Genomic DNA, 19,307 nt, shown 5'->3' on the forward strand with positions numbered 1-19,307 from the left:
GGGCGGGGCCAGCGGCCGGCACCGCAGCAGGGTACCGGCAGCCTTTGCTGGCAGGCTTACTTCAGGTCAGGGCACTGCGCGCCGGGGTCCACGCCCTTGAAGGTCTGCAAAATCTTGATGGCGCCGCCGGCCTGGATCTGGCCCAGGCGCATCGCCAGTGGCGCATGGCGGCTCTTGTTCATGCTCACCTCGCCGCGCGGGCCGGTGTAGGACACCTCGCCCAGCGCTTTGATGATCTTGTCCTTGTCCACCGCGCCCACCTTCTCGACGGCGGCCTTGTACAGGTAGAAGGCCTCGTACTGCGGTTCGGACAGCTCATTGGGCGTCTTCAGGTCGGCGCCGAACTTCTTCGTCATCGCAGCGATGAACTTCTGGTTCTCGGGCGTTTCGATGGTGGTCAGGTACGAGGCCGACATGTACATGCCCGTCGCCACGTCGCCCATGTTCTTCGCGGTGGCTTCATCAATGGCCAGGTTGCCGTAGGGCAGGTTCAGGCCCGAGCCCTGCAGCTGCTTGGCCAGCGAGACGTTGGGCGCGCCGCCGGCGGTGGCGCTGATCAGCGCATCGGCCTTGGCCGCGCGGATCTTGCTGAGCACCGGAGTCCAGTCGGAGCCGTCGATGGGCAGGTACTCCTCGCCCACCACCTTGCCGCCATTCTTCTCGATGTACTTCTTGGTGAAGTCCAGCATGCCGCGGCCGAAGGCGTAGTCATTGCCCACCAGGAAGAAGTTGCGCGCCTTCAGGTTGGACCAGAAGTAGTTGACGATGGGCGCCACCTGCTGCTCGGGCACCCAGGCGTTGACGTACATCCAGGGATTGCACGAGCGGCCTTCGTAGAACGAGGTGTAGATGTAGGGCACCTTGCCGCGCGAGATGATGGGCAGGGCCGCATTGCGCGCGGCACTGGTCTCCATGGCGATGACGGCATCGACCTTCTTCTGGAACACCAGGGTGTCGAAGGCCTTCTGCGCGCCCACGGCGCCCGAAGCGTCGTCCACGATCTCGAGCTCGACCTTGCGACCGAGGATGCCGCCTGCGGCATTGATCTCTTCGACCGCCAGTTGCGAGGACTGCACCACGGCCGGTGCCACCACGCTGTTGGCGCCCGAGAGGCCCACGGCCACGCCGATGCGGATGGGGTCGGCGGCCTGTGCCTGCAGGGCCAGCGCAGCCGCCAGGGCGATTGCGCCGTAGCGCAGGAGGGAAGCAAAGGGGGACATCATCAGAAGGCTCCTTGGGTTGGGGTTGAACGAAAAAGAAACACGGGGCGGGAAAATTCGGAGGTAGGCATCAGTGCCGCGGCAGCGGCCAGCCGGTGCCCAGCATGGGGTCGTAGACGTCGTCGCGGCGGTCACGCAGCACGTGGTTGAAGGCGTTGAGCTGGCGCGCCTGGCGTGTGGCCTTGAGGTCCAGCTGCGCCGTGAGCACCAGGTCATCACCGCCCACGGCAGCGGGGCCCGCCAGCGGCCAGCCCTGGGCATCGACGATCAGGCTCTGGCCGATGAAGGGCTGACCACGCTCGGTGCCGGTGCGGTTGGCGCAGACGATGTTCAGCGCATTGCTGTGGGCGCTGGCCATGGCCAGCGTGTTGGCCATGGCCGGGCTGCCCGGGGGCTGGCCCGGCATGGGCACCCAGTTGGTGGGCATGGCCACCACGTCGGCGCCCTGCATGGCCAGCAGGCGGTAAACCTCGGGGAACCAGCCGTCGTAGCAGATCACCACACCCAGGCGCCCCCACGGCGTGTGGAACAGCGGCAGCCCCTTGTCGCCCGCCTCGAAGAACAGGTGCTCGTCACCCCACAGGTGCAGCTTGCGGTAGGTGCCCAGCCAGCCCCCGGGGCCTATGACCACGGCCGCGTTGTACAGGCGCTCGCCATCGCGCTCGGCAATGCCGGCCACGATGAGCGTGTTGCAGCGGCGGGCCACCTCGATCCAGGCCTGCGTGCTCGGGCCATTCGGCACGGGCTCGGCCAGTGCGAAGGCCTCGGCGCGGCTCTCGAACATGTAGCCGGTGTTGGCCAGTTCGGGCAGCACCACCAGGGCAGCGCCGCCCGCGGCCGCACGCTCGGCCAGGGCCACCGAGCGCGCCAGGTTCTCGTCCTTGCGGCCGATGCGTGGCTCCATCTGGATGCTCGCCACGGTGATGAGGTGCCCCGCAGTGCTTGGCGCGGGGAGGTTTCCCGAATCGGACGACAACGACATTCAAACTCCAAAAAGCAAAAAGCCCCTGACCGCGCTGTACGCGCATGTCAGGGGCTTTCATAGCCGGTATGTGATCAGCAATGTTGCTGAGGTGCTGGTGCAGCGAAAACCGAACCAGTGCCGCGAATTATGGACGTGGAAAAAATCGGAGTCAACAACTTGTCACAGTGTCGTTGTTGCGCCCTGTAGTCGATCGGGCATGCGGGCGAACAAAAAATAGCAATAGCGAGCAGCGTGAATTTTCCGGAGCGCAATAGGCGCCCCTGCTTCGCCTCGCCAACTCGCACTTTCGCGGTCACGCACGCAAGACTTGATGCACGTCAAGCCGGTGAACCTGCACTTGGCCGACCATGGGAAGGTACCCGGCCCCACAACGGTTCCGGTGCACCGCCCAGCAGGGCTACCCACGGATTCCGCGCCCCATGAACCTTTCCGAGCTCATCGTCACACAGGCGCCCGACGGCATCCTGTTCGTATCGGACGCCGGCACCATCGTGCTTGCCAACGAGGCGCTGTGCACGCTGTCAGGCTACCAGCCCCATGAACTGCTTGGGCAATCCGTCGAACTCTTCTTGCCGGCCGACCTGCGCCGATTGCATGTCGAAAACAGGCAGCGCTATGCGAGCGAACCCCAACGCAGACCCATGGGGACCATGGGAGATCTGACCCTGCTGCGCAAGGACGGAACCAAGGTACCGATAGACATCGCACTGAGCCGCGTGGATGGCGGGGGCCATGTTGGCACCATCGCCTTTGTTCGAGACACCAGTGAGGCAAAGCAGTCCGAACGGCAACTGCAGCACCAGGCAACGCACGACGCGCTGACGGGCCTGACCAATCGCTGGCTGTTCAGTGAGTACCTGCGTCACGCCGTCGCGCATGCACAGCGCGCTGGCCGGCGGGTCGCGCTGTTGCTGCTGGACCTTGATGGCTTCAAGTCCGTCAACGACACCTTCGGCCATGCCCTTGGAGACAAGCTGCTGATCGATGTGGCCGGGAGCCTGACAGCCCAAGTGCGTGCCAGCGACGTCGTTGCGCGCATTGGCGGGGACGAGTTTGTCGTTTTGCTGCGCGAGGTCGACGCGCTCTCGGACGCAGTCATGGTGGCCACCAAGCTCATCGCCGCGCTCTCAAGCCCTCGCAACCTCGATGGCTTCCCGGTTCAGACTGGCTGCAGCGTGGGCATCGCCATGTACCCCATGGATGCGCAGGAGCCCGATGCCTTGATGCACTGCGCCGACCTCGCCATGTACTACGCCAAGGCACAGGGCCGGGGGCGCAGCATCGTGTTCACGCCCGAAATGTCAGATCTGACAGCGGCCGCCGGACGACTTTGAGCAACGTCTGCAACCCGCAGTCAGCACGTCAGGCCGTGTCTCAGCCAAGCAGCCGAGGGCGCAATCGGGCCCAGGCGGTGGCTGAAGCCTGCGCATCTCCCTCAGCGGCAAACACCTCCAGTTGCTTGGCCACCTTGCCGTCCTCTGCCCAGCCCAACGTGCGAAACACGGTGGCAAGGCTGTGTGACAGGCGCTGCAGCGCCGCGAGATCGATGGAGCTCAAGGCGGCATCACCCGCCACCAGATCGTGTTCAAACTGCACAAGGCACTTGGCACGGTATGCACGGAACAGGCTTACGTCGCCGCCAAAATAGGCAAGGACCGCGTCGCTTTCCACCCTGCTGGAAGCGGCAGGCTCCAGCGGTACAACTGCAAGGGTTGCCGGCGCAACTTCATGCTCCACAAAGGCATCCAGCACACACGCCTGCAGTTGGGCAACCGACGCCGGTTTGCGCAGGATGCGCCATATGCCACGGCCTTCAAGCCGCGCCTGCTTGTCCAGGTTCACGCCCGCGCTGAAAATGACCACCTTGGCGCCAGCGAGCAGCGCGGGCTCGGAATGCAACCGATCCACGAGATCGTAGCCCGACAAGCCGGGCAGCATCAGATCCGTGATGACCAGCCCCACAGGACGCTCTTGCAGCGCGGCCAAGGCACTTTCCACATCGCCGCACACGGTCAGATCCACCCCCTGGTCTTCCAGCGCCATGTCGATGAAGCGTGCAATCGAGGCATCGTCTTCCACCAGCAACACGCGCCGAACCGGCGCATCAGACGCGCTGGTCATAGAACGCGCCCTGTGCTCAAGAGGCAGCCCTGAGTTCCGCGCTCTGGGCAAGAAGCGCTGGCAATTCAGCCACCAGCCGGGGCTTGTGGATGAGGTTCACCCCCTGCAACGCAAACGCATAGGGGGCACGCTGGGATTCGTCCAGCGAGGTCACGACGATGAGACTGCTTCTGGCGAACTGGGGGTGCGAGCGCAGCGTAGTGATGAGGGCCGCTCCATCGATTCCGGGCAGCAGGATATCCACGATCAGGATATCGGGCTGGATCTGGCCGTACATCGCCAGCCCGGTGATGCCGTCATTGGCAATGTGCAGCTGCCAGGCCGGAAAGTGCTGCTCCACCAGCAAAGACACCAGATTCTGGAAATGGATGGAATCCTCGATCAGCAGCACCTTCATATCGCCGGGCGCCTGCACTCGGCCATCTGCAAGCTCCGGGATCGGCCTGGCTGGCTGCCTGAAAGGTTCACGCACTGGGGCAGCCGGCAACTGCGCCTCAGCCGCTGGCACCGATCCACCAGAGCGCGAGCGCAACCACTGCTCCACCGAGCGGCGCGAAATACGCCGGTGCCCTCCCGGCGTCTTCCATGCCTGGAGTTCGTTGCGATCGACCATCAGTTGCACGGAGCGCACCGCCATCCCCAGCATGCGCGCCGCCTCAAAGGTGGTGAGTTGGTCGGCCGCAGGGGAAGCGTCGGAAGATGATGTTTCAATTTTCATGGCTGCACTATTTTACTTGCAAATCATTTTTATTGAAGGCGCTTGCAAGTGATTTAAATGATTGATATGATCAATCAACGACAAAATTTGGCGGATTTACCAAATATGCCAACAACTGCAAACAGGCGCCCCATGAAAAAAGTACTCATCGTCGAAGACCACGCCGACATCCGCAAGCTACTGCACATGACCATGGAATTCGAGGATTTCGAGATCTATGAAGCCGCCAACGGCGATGTTGGACTGGAGATGGCCTGCACCCACTCACCCGACGTAGTGCTGATGGACATCATGATGCCCGGCACCCTGTCGGGCCTGGACGTCTGTCGCTGCATCAAGGCAAACCCCGCACTGAAGCACACCAAAGTCATCATGCTCACGGCACGCGGCCAGGCAGAAGACCGCCGCGACGGCATGAAGGCGGGCGCAGACGAATACCTCACCAAGCCGTTCAGCACCATCCAGGTATTGGAATCAATTTACCGGCTGGAAGCCGCCCATGACAGAAGCCATTGAGCAGATTGCCTCCCGCCCTGCAGGCGAGACTACCCGCTTCGACGCAGCAGCAGCTGAACAGATGCTGCGTTTCGTGGAAGACTTTGGGCACATGTACCGTGAGCGAAACAAGGCGCTGGAAGAAATCGCGCGGGCGCACAATGAAGCATTGCTGCGGTTGTGCATGGCCGCCGAAGCCCGCGACGACGACACCTCCGTTCACATCGTGCGGATAGGCTTTCTTGCCGAGGCGTTGGTGCTGCTCGTAGGATCGACACCGGGCTTTGCCCGCATGCTTCGGCGCGCTGCACCCATGCACGATATCGGCAAGATCGGCACCCCGGACCATGTGCTCAAAAAAGCCGGTCCCCTGACCGAAGAGGAGCGTGAAATCATCAAGCGCCATCCGCGCATTGGCGCCGAGATCATTGGCAACTCTCGGGTGCCCGTGTTTCGCTTGGCGGCTGAAGTGGCGCTGACCCACCATGAGCGCTTCGACGGCATGGGTTATCCCAGCAGGCTGGCAGGCCACGACATACCTTTGTCGGGCCGTATCACTGCCATCGTCGATTTTTACGACGCATTGACCATGGACCGGGTCTATCGTCCAGCCTTGACCCCGCTCAAAGCGCGTGGAATGCTCGTGGAGCAGCGCGGCAAGGCGTTCGATCCCCAGATCGTGGACACTTTCGTTCATCACTTCGAGCAAATAGACGCCCTGCGACGCAAAATTACAGAGCTACGCCCCACATTTGCCGACTTGATCGACGCCCCCTGATTTCAGGCCTACCCTCATGGAGACCGCCATGCAGCCCATCATTCGAATCGCCTGCGGCAGCGCCCTTGCCAGCCTGCTCATCTGCGGGGCCGCGTCAGCAGGCCCTGTGCACGACAGGGTAATGACGAGGCACGTTGTGCGTGTCTGCATTTGGCCCGAATACTATGGCGTCACTTTCCGAAATCCACGCAACCAACAATTGGTTGGTATCGACATCGACCTGTCCGCCGAATTGGGCAAGGATCTCAAGGCGAAGGTGGACTATGTCGACTCGTCTTTTGCCACCATCGTGGAAGACCTGCGGGCGGACCGTTGCGATGTGGGCATGTTCGCCATCGGCATTTTGACCCACCGCATGGCCCACCTCAAATTCACCCAGCCCTACCTGAGCAGTGATGTCTACGGTATCACCACCAAGAGCAATGCGGTCATCAAGCAATGGGCCGATATCGACCAGCCTGGCGTTCTGGTGGCCGTGCAGGCCGGAACCTCCATGGAGTTGGTGATGGGCGAGCGCCTAAAGCACGCCAAACTAGTCAGTGTGAGCCCTCCGTCCAAGCGCGAGCTAGAGCTGGAAAGTGGCCGCGTAGACGTGTTCTTGACCGACTACCCCTACAGCCGCAGGTTGCTCGACAATGCAGACTGGGCACGCATAGTTTCTCCGCCCCAGCCTGTGCACGTTCTGCCCTATGCCTACGCTGTCAAAACCGGAGACGACGCCTGGCACAAGACGTTGGATGACTTTGTCACGCGCATCAAGCGCGATGGCAGACTGAATGCGGCCGCCAGCAAAAACGGCCTTGCGGAAATCGTAGTTCGTTGACATGCCGGTAGCGCCTGGCCCCATGACGTTGCGCAGCAATCTGCGGACGGCAGCCGTGAGCTTGGGCCGCAATTTAAGCACCATCGCGCTGATAGCCGGTTTGCTGCTGACCGCCAGTGTTCTGGGTGCAACCCTGTGGGTAGCCGCCAGCGACAAGGCTGGCACCGTACGCTCGGCGCAGGCAAAAGCGGAACTGCTGGCGCGCATGCTGGAGGACCAGACAACTCGCACCGTCGAGACCGGATTCTTCGCAATGGACACCCTCGTCGAATTTGCCTCGTTGCACGCTTCAGCCGGGGGCAGGGAACGTACCGAGGCATTTTTGAAACAATCATTGGCAGGCTTGCCCTTCATGCGCAGTCTTGCGCTGGTGGACAGCGAGGGTACGTTGTTGCCAGCAGCGCACCGGGTGATGCGGGACTGGTTGTTGACCTGCTGAAGCTGGGCTACCGTCCCCCAAGAGGCGTGCATGCGCTGGGCCCCCTTATTCCAGGTCGCAGCATTGCAAGTTTGAGCACCGACAAACTCCAACGCGCAACGCCAGCGGGCTTAGGGTTCATCCCTCTTTTGCGGCCGTTCGTGGCGCAGAATGGCCAGCCGCTGGTGCTCGTTGGCCTGCTCAACCCCGATTCACTCGCGAATCAGCAGCAGATGGCCGTGGGGCAAGTCGGCTTCAGTTCCATGATCGCTTCGTACGACGGTAAGGTTCTTGCAACCTCCGGTGCGCTTGCGGTGCGAGGTGCCGACGTTGGGCACTTGCCGGTATTTCGCACCCACCTGCCCGCACACCAGCACGGCGTTTTTACGGGACAAGGTTTCGGCGGCCAAGAGCAGATCGTTGCATATCGACTCTCCAGGACCCAGCCCTTGGTCATACTGGTAGAGGAGTCCATGGCCAGCGCCATGGATCGGTGGCGGCAAGACGCCTTGGGGTATGTCTCTGTAGGTTTTGCGGCCAGTGCACTGATGCTTCTGCTTTCTCTGGTGGTGTGGCGCAGCCTGCGCTCACGCGAAGCAGCACAGCGCCTTACTGAGAAAACACAGATCCTCATTGCCAAGAGCGAACGCGAACTGGCAGTGCTGATGCGCAGTGTGCAGGAGGTCATCTTCCGCACGAATACTGCTGGTCGTATCACTTTCGTCAACGCGCGGCTACCGTTGCTCACCGGTGGCAGCGAATCAGCGGCCATTGGCCGCCCACTGCAGGAGTTGGTGGACCCCAGCTACAGGTCCGAGGTAGACAAGCTCTTTGCCCGTGGAGAGGCAGGCGGTGTCCGCACCTGCCAGGCCATGTTCCGCCTCGACGGCGGTCGCCAGTTGCTGTTCGACGTGGCCATAGTGCCCCTGCTGGAAGACCAAAAACTGGCGGGATACGCCGGCAGTGCCGTTGACGTGACGGACCGCTGGGTGGCCCAGAAAGCGCTTCAAAATGAGCTGGAGTTCCGCGGGCTGATGCTGGAGATGAATCCCCTGCCAATCTCCATGACCGACATGCAAGGACGTCTTCTGCTCGTCAATCGCGCATGGGAGGAATACAAAGGCCGCTTTCGCGCACAGGTTATCGGCCTGCGCCTGTCGGACTTCCTGCCCGCTGAGGAAGCTGAAGTCCACGAAGCCGCAGACCGGCAACTTCGGCGCCGGGGTGGCCAGGTGATGTTCGAGACAAGGATGCTCCACGGAGGCCAGACCTGGCGAGACACGCGGGTAACGAAAGCTGTGGTGAACGATGCCCGCGGGCAGGCCACCGGCATTCTGTCCACGTTGATGGATGTCAGCGACTTCCGCGAGGCCGAGCGGCTGACCCGCGAGGCCCACGAGGCCGCAGAGGAGGCATCCCGCTCCAAATCCGAGTTTGTGGCCAACATGAGCCATGAGCTGCGCACACCGCTGCAGTCCATCATGGGCTTTTCGGAGCTGGGCATGCTGCGCGGCAAGGCCGACGCCCGGCTGGCGGGCATGTTCGAGGACATCCACCGCTCTGGCGAACGCATGCTCTCGCTGGTCAACGACCTGCTGGACGTGGCCAAGCTGGAAAGTACCGTGGGCACCTTCCACCTGGAGCGGGTGGATCTGCGCGGCATCATCCACCCCGTGCTGCGCGAGCTGGAGCCGCTGCTGGCCCAACGCAAGCTGCACCTGGAGGTGGCGCTGGGCGACCTGCCGCTCACGGCCAAGGTCGATCCCGTGCGGTTCCAACAGGTCATACGCAACGTGGTGGCCAACGCCATCAAGTTCTCTCCCGAAGCATCGTCCATCACCCTGCTGGGCAGGGTCGACCGCCGGGGCCAGATACGGCTGGCCGTGCGCGACCACGGCCCGGGCATCCCGCACGAAGAGCTCGGCGCCATCTTCGAGGCCTTCAAGCAGTCCAGCAAGACCAAGGACGGCTCAGGGGGCACAGGCCTGGGCCTGGCCATCTGCAAGAAGATCGTGGAGGCCCTTGGCGGGCAGATCTACGCCGAGAACGTGCGGCAAGGCGGCTCGGTGTTCCACATCATCCTGCCCGCACGCGGCGCCAGCGAGACCATGCCGGCAGAGCTGGAATAGCCCGGCCTCCAAAAGCCGCACAGCCGGCAAGAAGGTGGCAGGTGGGTGGCTTGTGCATGCCGACGGCCTGCTGGGCGCAGCTGCGTCGTATCGCGCGCACGACAACCCTCAGGCACCGCGCACTTTGGTGAGTGCTTTCCAAGGATCACGGTGGTGCGCAGGCCGCCAGCGGCGGCCCCGCGCTGGGCCATCTCCCTACCCCAACGGCGCCGCCTGCGGAATCCCCCAAAGGTAGCAAATATGAATTTATCGCCAAAGCACCACGTAAATCTCTTGCTTAAATCATTTTTATCATTAAAATTACGGAAAACCCGCAAGACACCACTTTTTTTATCATGAACACCACAATTTCCACCACCCCCAAAAACTCAGGCATCGCTCTGGACTCCGCCGCACCGGGTGAGTACCTGGCCTTTCGCCTGGGCGCCGAGCAGTACGCCATCGACATCCTGCGCGTGCAGGAGATCCGCTCGTACGAGCAGCCGACCCGCCTGGCACACGCGCCGGACTTCATCAAGGGGGTTATCGACCTGCGCGGGCGCATCGTCCCCATCCTGGACCTGCGCATCAAACTGCAGTGCGCCGAGGTCGCCTACAACGACTTCACCGTGGTCATCATCCTGGACATCGGCACCTCGGTGATTGGCGCGGTCGTGGATTCGGTGGCCGACGTGGTGTCTCTCGCGCCCGAACTCATCAAGCCGGCTCCTCAGTTCGAAACCCAGGGCGACGTGGACCCTTCGTTCGTGCAGGGCATCGCCAATGTGGACGGCCGCATGCTGATCCTGATGGACATCAACGCCCTGCTCAGCCACGAGGAAATCGGGCTGGTCGAGTCCACGGCGACCGCCTGATCCAACGCACTGCAATCAACAACCTCCCAAAGAACGCCCACTATTGCCGAGTTGGGCACGGATCCACCTTCCTAGAAGCATTCCCATGAACAACCTGAAAATCTCTACCCGCCTGGCCGGCACGTTCGCGGTACTGGTCGCCGTTTTGCTGGCCGTCGTCATCGCCGCCTGGTCGCAATTGGCTGCCATGGGCGCCCAGACCCGCGAGATCACCGGCAATTGGCTCCCCAGTGTGGAACTGGTGAACCAGCTCGACACCGCCATTGCCAAGGCCCGACTCTTTGAACTGCGCCATGTGATGGCCGCCGATGCAGCCGCCACCGCCACCCACGAGAAATCCATGGGCGAGTTGCAGGCAGAGCTGGACAAACTGAAAAAATCCTACGAAGCCCTCATCAGTTCGCCAGAAGAGCGAAAGATGTACGACGATTTCATCGCCGACAGCAAGAAGTACTTGGAACTCACAGCGAAAATATTCGAGTTCTCGCGCAAGAGCGACAAGGACCAGGCGGCAGCCTTGCTGGGTGGCGAATCCCTGCAGTTGTTCAACAAGACGTCTGCCACCCTCGGTAAGCTGGTGGAGCTCAACAGCAAGGGAGCACGGCAAGAAGCTGAAAATGCCAAACAGACTGAGGCAACCGCACGGGTGGTGCTGATAGCGGCGGCAGCCCTGGCCGTGGCCTTTGCAACGCTGGCAGCCTTGTGGTTGATCCGCTCCATCACCCGCCCCCTGGAACAGGCCGTCGAAACGGCCGATCGCATCGCCCAGGGCGACCTGAGCGGCCAGATCGTGGTCCAGAGCCAGGACGAAACGGGTCACTTGCTCAGTTCCCTGCAGCGCATGCAGCAAAGCCTGGTGACCACCGTGGGCGCCGTGCGCCAGAACGCCGAAGGCGTAGCCTCGGCCAGTGCAGAGATTGCATCGGGCAACAACGACCTCTCCAGCCGCACCGAACAGCAGGCCAGTGCGCTGGAAGAGACTGCAGCGTCCATGGAGGAGCTGTCCAGCACCGTCAAGCAAAACGCGGACAGCGCCCGCCAAGCCAGCCAATTAGCCATCAGCGCCTCCACGGTGGCAGTGCAGGGCGGCGATGTGGTGTCCGAAGTCGTGGAGACGATGAAGGAAATCAACGCCAGCAGCAGCAAGATCGCCGACATCATCTCGGTCATCGACGGCATCGCCTTCCAGACCAACATCCTGGCGCTGAATGCCGCCGTGGAAGCCGCCCGGGCGGGCGAACAGGGCCGGGGCTTTGCCGTGGTGGCCAGCGAAGTGCGCAGCCTGGCCGGGCGCAGCGCTGAGGCGGCCAAGGAAATCAAGAGCCTGATCACCGCCAGCGTGGAACGGGTGGAACAAGGCACCCTGCTGGTGGACAAGGCCGGCACCACCATGACCGAGGTGGTCGCCTCCATCCGTCGCGTCACGGACATCATGGGTGAGATCAGTGCTGCCAGCAGCGAGCAGGCTGCAGGCGTCGCGCAGGTAGGAGAAGCGGTCACGCAGATGGACCAGGCCACCCAGCAGAACGCAGCGCTGGTGGAAGAAATGGCGGCAGCAGCCAGCAGCCTGAACGGCCAGGCAGGCGAGCTGGTCAACGCGGTGGCGGTGTTCAAGCTCGATGCCAGCGCCCGCAGCGCGCCGGCCCCAGCGCCCCGCCCGGCCACCGCCGCGCCGCGCCCCACCACGTTACAGCGCAAGGCGCTGCCCAAGGGCAATGGCGGCTTCACGCAGGCCAAGGCCAAACCACTGACGGGCCCGGCATCGTTGCGGACCAGCCCCGCCCTGGCCACCGGCAAGCCCGCGCAAGGCAACAACGACGAATGGGAAAACTTCTGACCGGCTGCTGCATGGTTTCCGTCTCGCCCCGGTGGTGCAGTAGCCGCAGCAGGGGCAGCGCCACCTACAAAGCAAGTCTTGGTCATTTGACTTTTGCCCGGCTCCACACCGAGCGATTCGCCTGACCAATCCATCTCCCGAGAGCTTCTCCATGAACTCCACATCCATCGCCGCATCAGATTTACTGCTGGCAGAACAGGGCCCGCGCACGCAGGCGCTGTACGCAGCCATCAACCGCGTGCAGGCGGTCATCGAGTTTTCGCTTGATGGCCGGGTCCTGCACGCGAATGACAATTTTCTGCAGACCTTTGGCTACTCGCTGCAGGAGGTGCAGGGGCAGCACCACCGCATGTTCTGCGCGCCGGAGTTTGCCAAGTCCCGCGAGTACGCCCTCTTCTGGGACCGACTGGGAAGGGGCGATTTCGATGCGGGGGAATACAGGCGCATGGACAAGCAGGGTAAAGAGATCTGGATACAGGCGTCCTACAACCCGGTACTGAACGCCGACGGGCGGCCTGAAAGCGTGGTCAAGTTCGCCACAGACATCACGGCCGAAAAGCTGCGCAGCAGTGAATTCGAGGGAAAGCTCGATGCCCTGTCGCGCTCACAGGCGGTCATCGAGTTCGACATGCAGGGCAACGTCATCGACGCCAACCCCAACTTCCTGCGCGCCCTGGGCTATACGCTGCCAGAAATAAAGGGCCAGCACCACAGCATGTTCTGCACGCCAGAGCTGGTGAAGTCTGCCGAGTACCGCAACTTCTGGGCCGATCTGTCGCTGGGCCAGTTCCAGAGCGGACGCTACATGCGCATGGGCAAGCATGGGGCAGAGGTCTGGATCCAGGCCACCTACAACGCCATCCTGGATGCAAATGGCAATCCCTACAAGGTCGTCAAGTTCGCGATTGACGTGACCGAACAGGTCCACAGGGAACAAACGATTCGCGAAAAAGTCCCCGAGATATCTGCGGTACTGGAACAACTGTCGGACTCTACCGATGGCATCACCAGCAGCTCGCAGCAGTCGCTTGCGCTCGCTCTCTCGGCCCAGGAGGAGGCATCCGGCGGCACGGCGCTGCTGGAGCGCTCACGCGAAGCGACGCGGCAGATACAGAATGCATCGCGCAGCGTCAACGACATTGTGGACACCATCCGCGACATTGCCAGCCAGACCAACCTGCTGGCGTTCAATGCCGCCATTGAAGCCGCCCGTGCCGCCGACCACGGCCTGGGCTTTTCGGTCGTGGCCGACGAGGTTCGCAAGCTGGCAGAGAAATCCTCCGCCGCGACCAAAGGCATCAGCCAGTTGATGACCGAGACCCTGCTGCGCATCGAAGAGGGAAGCAGGCTCTCGGAGCAGGTCGAGGACGTGTTTTCGCGCATCACGCGCGCGGTGGGCAACTCCTGCTCCGCCATGACGGATATCCACAAGGCATCGGCGCAGCAGGCCCAGGCGACGCACAGCGCTGCGCGCCTGCTGTCCGAGTTGCATGGCTCGGCGAACGGAGGCTGAAGCAGTGTCGACTTCGTCCTCTCTCCCCCCACCCAGGGCCAACCGCTATGCCATGGTCCGAACAGCAGGCATCACCCTGGCCTTACCGGTCAACGAAGTGGGCCAGGCATTGCCGCTCAACGGACCGGCCGCCCATCTGCCGCGCAGCGAACGTGCTTTGGTGGGCGTATTCCAGCACCGGGGACAGGTGGTGCCCATCGTGGACCTGGCCTGCTGGGGCAGCCTGCTGCATGCGGATGAAACCGCCACGCCTGCGCAGGTCATGATCCTGCAAAAATCGGGGCGGATGACCGGCATCGCCATTGAACGCACGGTGGGCATCGTGCTGGTTGAGCCTGGCGCCGTGCACCAGATACACCATGACAGCGCTGCGCAAGAGCTGTTCCACAGTGTCCTTCACGTCAAGGGGTTCGAGCACCCGGTTCCCCTGCTGGATACCGAGCATCTTCTGCAGCTAACCCAGGTCTGGGTGCAGGAACAGTTGGCCATGCGCCAGGCGCTGGAAACGTCTTCAGCATCCGACAGCCCGCCCGCCCAGCAAGGCAGCATCGACGATGCGCGCCCTGCCCCCACGGAGGCCCACGTCGTGGTCGGGCTGGGAGGGTTGCGCTTTGCGGTGCCAGTTCAGTCGGTGGGCACCTTGATGCCGACCCCGCCCCTGCAAAAGCTGCCGAGCCTGGTCAAGGGTTTGCAAGGCGTGTTTGCCTGGGGCCAGCGCAAGGTACCAGTGGTTGGGATCCACCACGAACTGGGTCTGCAACTCCCCTCTCCCGACACCCCGCTTCAACCGTGGCTGCTGGTGCTCCGCACGCCAATCGAAGCCCTGGGGATACTCGTCGACGAGTTCGTGGCGGTACAACGGTTTGAGTCAAACCGGCTTCAGCCCGCGGTCACCCCGCTGGGCTCCAGCGTGGTCTCAGACCCCGGCGACCCCGCCGGGCGCCCCATACAGCTGCTGTCGGTCACAGCACTGTTCAGCGCCTTGCCCATGGGTGCCATCGGCTCCGAAGAGATGCAGACGCTCGGCCAATCCGGCTCCAGCCTGGGCAAGGGTCTCGATGGCCGGTCTGGAGATGAGGCCAATGTCTCACCAGAAGCACACCTGGTCTTTCAGGCAGGTCGTGCCATGGCGACCCCTTTGAAGGGCATACAGGAGATCGTGAAGGCAGAAGCAGACGAGGGAGAGGCCGCACTGCCCTTGGCAACCCACTACCAATGGCGGGGGACACTGGTGCCGCTGCTGGACCTGCGCCTTGCCACAGACGGGGTGCATTGCATCACCGGGCCGGAACGACGCCTGCTCATCGTGAAAGAAGCGAACCGGCTGACCGCGCTGGTGGTGGAGGCTGTCATCGATCTGGTACCCGCGTTTGTGGGCAGCATTGTCTCGCTGCACCTGAACAAGGGCCGCAGCCTCAACGTGCTCACCACCGAAGTAGCCGGCAAGCAAGGCAGCTATGAAATTGTGGACATCGGGCGCCAGGCCGAGGCATTCCAGGACCATGGCCTGCATGCACAGGATTCGACGCCCTCCCCGCCAAACAGTGGCTCCGGCGCCACCTCAGCCACGACGCCTTCCAGCCGGAGCAAGCCCTGCCTGGCTGACAATGACGTTCTTCCATCTTGAAATCTTGATTGCTGCCGAAGCGCAGCCAAAACGGGAAATTCTTCATGCTCAAGCGCATCAGCATTCAGCACCTTACCTTGGGCATGTATGTGCACGATTTCTGCGGTTCGTGGATGGATCACCCGTTCTGGCGGGCCAAGTTCGTCTTGAAGGAGCCCAAGGACCTGGCGCGCATCAAGGCCGCGTCCATCGAAGAGGTCTGGATCGATACGTCCAAGGGGTTGGACGTGGCGGCCGGTGTGCGCTCCGTCTCGCGCGAGGAGGCGGATTTTCAGGTGGAGACCGATTTCGGCATGCTCGACACCATGCCGCCCCTGGTGGTGGATCCGCCTCCCCCGCCCTCGCCGCCGCCCCGCCGTGCGCGGGGCCGGGCACCTGCCAGCATGCACAGCGAGCTGCAGGCGGCCGCCTCCATCTGCGGGGAGGCCAGGCAGGCCATGGTCTCGATGTTCAGCGAGGCGCGCATGGGCAAGGCGGTGAATTCCGAAAATGCGCGCAGCCTGGTGGAAGAAATCTCCGACTCCGTCACGCGCAACCCGAGCGCGTTGATCAGCCTGGCCCGCCTCAAGACAGCAGACGATTACACCTACATGCATTCGGTGGCCGTGTGTGCGCTTATGGTGGCTCTGGCCAAGCAGATCAACCTCAACGAAGAGCACACCCGCAGCGCCGGCATGGCCGGGCTGCTGCATGACCTGGGCAAGGCGGCCATTCCGCTAGCGGTGCTCAACAAGCCGGGCAAGCTCACGGATGAGGAGTTCACCGTGATCCAGAGCCACCCGGTCCAGGGCTACCTGATGCTCAAGGAGGGCGGCAGCGTGGAGGACTCGGTGATGGACGCCTGCCGCCACCACCACGAGAAGATGGACGGCTCAGGCTACCCCGACAAGCTCAAAGGCGAGGAGATCAGCCTGATCGCGCGCATGACGGCCATCTGCGATGTGTACGACGCCATCACCTCCGACCGCCCTTACAAGCGCGGCTGGGACCCGGCGGAGTCGCTGCGCCGCATGGCCGAGTGGACCAAGGGGCACTTCGATCCCCGGCTGTTCCAGGCGTTTGTGAAGAGCATCGGTATCTACCCCGTGGGCTCGCTGGTGCGGCTGACCTCCGGGCGCATCGGCGTGGTGACCGAGCAGGGCCAGCAGTCCCTGACCTCGCCCAGGGTGAAGGTGTTCTTCTCCACCAAGTCAGACATGCGCATTCCGCCCGCCACCATCGATCTGGCCGAGCCGGGCTGCACCGAGAAGATCGTGGCCCGCGAGGACCCTGACCAATGGAAGTTTCCGGACCTCAACGAGCTGTGGTCGGGCCTGCCTTCAGCCTCTCGCTGAAAGCAGGAGGCGCCCCGCGCGACACACCAAACCACCAGTTAGGCGGACCTCACCACGGCTCCTTCTCAGGCATCCTGAAGCAGACGATCCAGGATTGCCTCCATGTCCGACCAGGGATGCCCTTGCGACAGATCGCCGGTGGCTGCTGGGCTCCCGGAGTGCAGCTCTGCACTGAACAACCCCATCTTCGCCCTGGGCGCTGAGCGGCGGGCATGGTGCTGGAGCACCCCGAGCATATCGCCCGCGAGCCCCGTATCCACCACCACCACATCGACGGGCTCGCTCAAGAGCACCAGCACCGCATCCGTCACGCTGGGTACGTCGGTGACGACGCAGCCGGGATCGCGCACCCGGCAAACCGCCTGAACCGCCTGCCTGTGCCAGCGGGTCGGCAACACGGTCAGAACCCTGCAGGGTGCAGTGTTCTGCCCGACGGCGTTCAGCCTGTCTGGCACATGCCACTCCTCAAGAGCCCAGGGCCCTGCGCTGCTTCACGAGGGCACAGAAAGGCGGCGCCCGAGATGTCGGCTACGGCTCGCATGTCTTGGAAAGGCCCTTCAGGAAATGGAACATTGGCAACGTCGCCATTGCAACGTGCAGTGGGTGATTGTGGTTTGCAGCCCCCGTTGGCGCCTTGATCCATGTCAACCCGCACCGATTCCACAGGCCCCGATTCGAAAAGCGCTGCCCAGGGCACACGGCCGGCGAGCACCGCCTGCATGGCGCCGGTGTCCAGCGGGCGCGCCAGCAGAAAGCCCTGCCCCTCGTCGCAGCCCATGGATTGGAGCAACTTCAGTTGGGCCTCGGTTTCGATGCCTTCGGCGATGCAGCGCAGGTTCAGCCGGTGCGCCATGTCCACGATGAGGCGCACGATCTCGCAGGCACTGGCGTCGTCCCCCATGGCGGACACAAACTGCCGGTCAATCTTCAGGTACTGCACCGGAAAGCGGCGCAGGTAGGCCAAGGAGGAATAGCCCGTGCCGAAGTCGTCGATGCTCAGCGCAACCCCCAGGTTGCGAAAGGACTGCAGCGACTGCATCACGGCATCGATATCGCCAAACAGCAGCGACTCGGTCAATTCGATTTCGAGCAGCCGGGCAGGAATGCCGTGGCGGTCCAGCGCAAGCGCAACGTGCTGCACGTAGTTTTGCCGCTGGAACTGCAGCGCAGAGAAATTGACCGCTACCACGGGCGCTGCCAGCCCCATCGTCTGCCAGGCCGCGAGCTGCGCCAGCGCCTGCTCCATCACGCTGTCGCCAATCAATCCGATCAGGCCACGGCGCTCCGCCAGTGGAATGAACTCAGCAGGGGAGATACTGCTGCCATCGGGCAGCACCCAGCGGGCCAATGCCTCGACTCCCGACAATTGCCCGGAAGCCAGATTCACCTTGGGTTGATAGGCTACGGTGATCTGCTCCAGGCGCACCGCATCGCGCAGCGCGAGCGCCATGCGGCGCTGTCCATCCTGAGCCTCATAGCACTGCAACATGGGCAACCCCGGCACGGCTTCCTGGCGGGCCGCCGACGCATGGAGCAGTGCTTCGGCAGCGCTTGCACACCCCTGCGCCAACGATGACAAGCCCACACTGACCGAGATCTGGATGTGCTTTCCCTCGCCGAGGTCAAAGGGCAATGCCGTCTTCGCATACAGGCGCGAGGCGAACGACTGAACCGCATCACCGCCCCCCGCATGGGGGTCTGCCAGCGCGATGGCGAACTCATCGGGCCCGACGCGGGCCACCGCCGCCGGCCGGCCGTCGGCAGCGGCGACCTCCGTGCAGCGCAGCGCCATCTGGCGCAGCACGGCGTCGCCCGACACCAGCCCGTGCAGTTCATTGAGTTCCGTGAAGCCATCGATGTCCAGCGCGAGCACATGCACCAGGGGGGACTTCTCGCTCAGGAGATCGGCGGCCTCGGTGAACGCCTTGCGGCTGAGCAAGCCGGTGGTTGCATCCGTGGCGGCATCGCGGCTCGCACGCCCGCTGCCCAGCTGTTGCGAGGCTTGCCCGGCATAGGTGCCCAGATGGTATGCGGCCACGCCATCCGATCCACGCAGGGTGACGATGGTCAGGTACTCCTGCGACAGCTGGCCGTCTTTGCGGCGGTTCCAGATTTCTCCTTGCCAGCGCCCCTGGCTGCCCAGCGACGCCCACATGGTGCTGTAGAAACTGCGCCCCTGCAGCCCCGAACGCAGCATGCCCGGGCTGCGCCCGACCAATTCGTCCATGGCGTAGCCGGTCGCGCATTCAAACGCCTCGTTCACCTTGAGGATGCATCCGTCCGGTTCGGTGAGCACCATCGGTGCAGGTGATTCCCGCATGGCCTGCAGCAGCATGCCGACCACCTCACTGCCAAATGCGGGGTGGGCGCTGTGTGCGTCGATGGAGATTGTGGATTGATCGGCCATATGTTTCCTTGAAGAGGAACCGGGAGCGGGCGTGTCGCGCTCCTGATG

At 63.2% G+C, this 19,307-nt stretch carries 18 protein-coding genes; 11 read left to right on the forward strand and 7 right to left on the reverse strand.

What is annotated here, in order from left to right; all coding sequences use genetic code 11:
- Positions 1 to 56 precede the first annotated feature (56 nt).
- Complete coding sequence (locus QYL93_RS09140) at positions 57 to 1,220, reverse strand: substrate-binding protein (protein WP_056172262.1); 1,164 nt, start codon at positions 1,218 to 1,220, stop codon at positions 57 to 59.
- Positions 1,221 to 1,290: 70 nt separating this feature from the next.
- Positions 1,291 to 2,202 carry a nitrilase family protein gene (locus QYL93_RS09145; RefSeq protein ID WP_370876953.1) on the reverse strand — a complete coding sequence of 304 codons (912 nt, stop codon included), beginning with the start codon at positions 2,200 to 2,202 and terminating at the stop codon, positions 1,291 to 1,293.
- 422 nt (positions 2,203 to 2,624) lie between these two features.
- Between QYL93_RS09145 and QYL93_RS09150 the strand changes: the two genes are divergently transcribed.
- Positions 2,625 to 3,539 (forward strand): sensor domain-containing diguanylate cyclase, encoded by a 915-nt coding sequence (locus QYL93_RS09150; RefSeq protein ID WP_305743363.1) that lies wholly within the window; start codon positions 2,625 to 2,627, stop codon positions 3,537 to 3,539.
- Positions 3,540 to 3,579: 40 nt separating this feature from the next.
- Here QYL93_RS09150 and QYL93_RS09155 read toward each other — a convergent pair whose 3' ends face one another.
- On the reverse strand, positions 3,580 to 4,326 hold the full coding sequence (locus tag QYL93_RS09155) for a response regulator (protein WP_305743364.1): 747 nt from the start codon (positions 4,324 to 4,326) through the stop codon (positions 3,580 to 3,582).
- A gap of 16 nt (positions 4,327 to 4,342) precedes the next feature.
- Entirely contained in the window at positions 4,343 to 5,044 is a 702-nt protein-coding gene (locus QYL93_RS09160) for a helix-turn-helix domain-containing protein (protein ID WP_305743365.1), read from the reverse strand.
- Positions 5,045 to 5,176: 132 nt separating this feature from the next.
- Between QYL93_RS09160 and QYL93_RS09165 the strand changes: the two genes are divergently transcribed.
- From QYL93_RS09165 to QYL93_RS09180, 4 genes are read left to right on the forward strand one after another with little or no spacing between them, the layout of a single operon-like run.
- A complete protein-coding gene (locus QYL93_RS09165; protein WP_305743366.1) occupies positions 5,177 to 5,560 on the forward strand; it encodes a response regulator transcription factor in 384 nt (127 codons plus the stop codon).
- The gene (locus QYL93_RS09170; RefSeq protein WP_305743367.1) at positions 5,544 to 6,317 is read left to right on the forward strand and encodes an HD-GYP domain-containing protein; all 774 of its coding nucleotides are present in this window, start codon (positions 5,544 to 5,546) and stop codon (positions 6,315 to 6,317) included. The genes QYL93_RS09165 and QYL93_RS09170 overlap by 17 nt, the downstream gene beginning before the upstream one ends.
- A gap of 28 nt (positions 6,318 to 6,345) precedes the next feature.
- Positions 6,346 to 7,140: an ABC transporter substrate-binding protein gene (locus tag QYL93_RS09175; protein ID WP_305743368.1), complete on the forward strand. Its 795-nt coding sequence runs from the start codon at positions 6,346 to 6,348 to the stop codon at positions 7,138 to 7,140.
- A 22-nt stretch (positions 7,141 to 7,162) separates the two neighbouring features.
- Entirely contained in the window at positions 7,163 to 7,579 is a 417-nt protein-coding gene (locus QYL93_RS09180; protein ID WP_305743369.1) for a hypothetical protein, read from the forward strand.
- A gap of 191 nt (positions 7,580 to 7,770) precedes the next feature.
- Here the strand turns inward: QYL93_RS09180 and QYL93_RS09185 are convergent, their stop codons facing one another.
- Positions 7,771 to 7,968 carry a hypothetical protein gene (locus QYL93_RS09185; RefSeq protein WP_305743370.1) on the reverse strand — a complete coding sequence of 66 codons (198 nt, stop codon included), beginning with the start codon at positions 7,966 to 7,968 and terminating at the stop codon, positions 7,771 to 7,773.
- A gap of 138 nt (positions 7,969 to 8,106) precedes the next feature.
- On the opposite strand from QYL93_RS09185, the gene QYL93_RS09190 reads away from it, so the two are divergent.
- From QYL93_RS09190 to QYL93_RS09215, 6 genes are all read left to right on the forward strand, one after another.
- Complete coding sequence (locus QYL93_RS09190; RefSeq protein WP_305743371.1) at positions 8,107 to 9,687, forward strand: PAS domain-containing sensor histidine kinase; 1,581 nt, start codon at positions 8,107 to 8,109, stop codon at positions 9,685 to 9,687.
- Between the two features lie 335 nt (positions 9,688 to 10,022).
- Positions 10,023 to 10,541, forward strand: coding sequence for a chemotaxis protein CheW (locus QYL93_RS09195; RefSeq protein ID WP_305743372.1), 519 nt, complete (start codon positions 10,023 to 10,025; stop codon positions 10,539 to 10,541).
- A gap of 85 nt (positions 10,542 to 10,626) precedes the next feature.
- Positions 10,627 to 12,378, forward strand: a complete 1,752-nt coding sequence (locus tag QYL93_RS09200; protein WP_305743373.1) for a methyl-accepting chemotaxis protein — start codon at positions 10,627 to 10,629, stop codon at positions 12,376 to 12,378.
- A 151-nt stretch (positions 12,379 to 12,529) separates the two neighbouring features.
- On the forward strand, positions 12,530 to 13,891 hold the full coding sequence (locus QYL93_RS09205) for a PAS domain-containing methyl-accepting chemotaxis protein (RefSeq protein ID WP_305743374.1): 1,362 nt from the start codon (positions 12,530 to 12,532) through the stop codon (positions 13,889 to 13,891).
- Positions 13,892 to 13,895: 4 nt separating this feature from the next.
- A complete protein-coding gene (locus QYL93_RS09210; protein WP_305743375.1) occupies positions 13,896 to 15,518 on the forward strand; it encodes a chemotaxis protein CheW in 1,623 nt (540 codons plus the stop codon).
- Between the two features lie 44 nt (positions 15,519 to 15,562).
- Complete coding sequence (locus QYL93_RS09215; protein ID WP_305743376.1) at positions 15,563 to 16,852, forward strand: HD-GYP domain-containing protein; 1,290 nt, start codon at positions 15,563 to 15,565, stop codon at positions 16,850 to 16,852.
- Positions 16,853 to 16,917: 65 nt separating this feature from the next.
- On the opposite strand, the gene QYL93_RS09220 is transcribed toward QYL93_RS09215, so the two are convergent.
- Both QYL93_RS09220 and QYL93_RS09225 read right to left on the reverse strand, forming a co-directional pair.
- On the reverse strand, positions 16,918 to 17,250 hold the full coding sequence (locus QYL93_RS09220; protein WP_305743377.1) for a hypothetical protein: 333 nt from the start codon (positions 17,248 to 17,250) through the stop codon (positions 16,918 to 16,920).
- Between the two features lie 41 nt (positions 17,251 to 17,291).
- Entirely contained in the window at positions 17,292 to 19,259 is a 1,968-nt protein-coding gene (locus tag QYL93_RS09225) for a bifunctional diguanylate cyclase/phosphodiesterase (protein ID WP_305743378.1), read from the reverse strand.
- Positions 19,260 to 19,307 lie beyond the last annotated feature (48 nt).

This window comes from Acidovorax sp. A1169 (assembly GCF_030704685.1).
GTDB lineage: Bacteria > Pseudomonadota > Gammaproteobacteria > Burkholderiales > Burkholderiaceae_C > Acidovorax.